General features: G+C 67.6%; 1 protein-coding gene. It reads right to left on the bottom strand.

The window, feature by feature from the left end; translation table 11 throughout:
- Positions 1–331 precede the first annotated feature (331 nt).
- Complete coding sequence (locus tag ABZ318_RS39555) at positions 332–1,282, bottom strand: glutaminyl-peptide cyclotransferase (protein ID WP_356907247.1); 951 nt, start codon at positions 1,280–1,282, stop codon at positions 332–334.
- Between the last annotated feature and the right edge of the window lie 401 nt (positions 1,283–1,683).

Raw genomic sequence — 1,683 nt, 5'->3', positions numbered from 1 at the left:
CCGGCATTCGGTGCGCGCACCGAATGCCGGGGCGGCGCGGTTGTGATGCGCACGATGGCGCGGGTGGCCTCCACACGGCGGCGCACCGACGATGCGGTGCATTCCCGCCCACCGTATGACTGCGCCGCACGATGTGTCCGGGGGAGGAATCCGTTCATGAGCACCCCCACTCCACGCACCGCAGTCGTGATCTGGGCCTCATCCCAGTCCGGACCGTGTGTGCGCTGGCCTCTTGGCTGCCCCTTCTGCTGCTCGGGTGGTGAATCGAGTTCAGGAGGTGTGCCGTCGGACCTTCACCGGGAGTTGATCGAAGGGCGATCAGCGGGATGGCTCATCTGGGGACGAAGGCGACCTGAAACATGACGGGCCAAAGTTTGCCGGTGATCAGAAAGCGATCGGTGCCTGGTACGGCGGCGATGCCGTTCAGTGGGCCGGCTCGACGGCCTTCGGCGGCGGTCAGGAGTCCGGATGCATCGATGTGCGCGGTGACGGCGCCGGTGTGCGGGTCGATGCGCAGGATCGTGTCGGTCCCGTACACGTTGGCATAAATGGATCCGTCGGGCACGCATTCCAGTTCGTTGAGGCGTGTGGCGGAGGTGTCGTCCTTGCGCACGTCGATGCCGCCTGTCGCCGTGAAGGTGTCGGGGTCGCGGAAGGTGAGTCGGTCTGTTCCGTCGCTCATCACCAGCCGTTCCCGCCCGGCGATGTGCTGGTGACACAGGCCCCAGCCTTCGCCCCGGTAGCTAACTCGGCGACGTTCCTCGAGGGTGGCGGGGTCGCGCTCGATGGCGATGCCATTACGCCAGGTGAGCTGCCATAGCCTGGCACTCGAGAATGTGATGCCCTCGCCGAACAAGGGTGCCGGCAATTCGACCCGCCGGGTGGGCGGCTTGCCTGGCGGTCCGGCGCGAAGGGAGGATCGGCCGACCAGCCCCGTGCTCTCGTAGAGGGTGGCGCCGCGGAACTCCAGACCTTGGGTGAACGCCCGGGGATCGTGGGGGAGGGTGGCTCGCACAACCGCCCTCAGTGACCGGATTCGAGGGCCGGCGGCGGCATGGCCGGGCGCGGTTGCCATCGCCCGTCCATGGACCGGTATGCGGCCATGGGTGGCAGGGGCGAAGGAGGCGTGCGCGGCATCGCCGCTGCGGATCAGGCCCCGCGGTTCGGCCGGGCCGGGGAGCAGCAGCCCCCCGGCGATTGCCGCCACCACCGCCACGAGCATCTGTGTGCGGTTGCCCCATCCGGCCCACTTTCGGCGAGCGATGGCGGGCTCTGTGGTCATCGCACCGGTCATCGACGATGGCGACGGCACCGGTGGCCGGCTACACGAATCCCTCGGTGGTACGCCCGTCGCGGTAGCTGTTCCCCGGAACACAGGAGTCTCCCGTTCTGGTGTGTCACACAGGGCTCATGGTCTCCATCGCGCGGGTTGCGCCATGAGTCGGGGATTGTCGCCCCGCACCGTTTCGGCCCGCGTCCAAGCGATCGTCCGGTGTGGGGCGACCAGCCGGGGTGCGGAAGCGGCCACGCGTCAGGGCCACCTCAGCGAATGGCCCTGACGAGGTGCCGGTTTTCAGCGGGTTGACCCCGTGAAGTTCTGGTTGGTGTTGTTGCTGGCGCCGGGGCTGTTGATGTTGTTGCTGGTGCTGATGTTGTTGAACATCGTGAAGACGCCGTTGAGGT

Source organism: Streptomyces sp. NPDC006197, assembly GCF_040613865.1.
Lineage (GTDB): Bacteria > Actinomycetota > Actinomycetes > Streptomycetales > Streptomycetaceae > Streptomyces.
The sequence above is the reverse complement of the archived record's forward strand: the minus strand, read 5'-3'. Positions and strand labels throughout refer to the sequence as shown.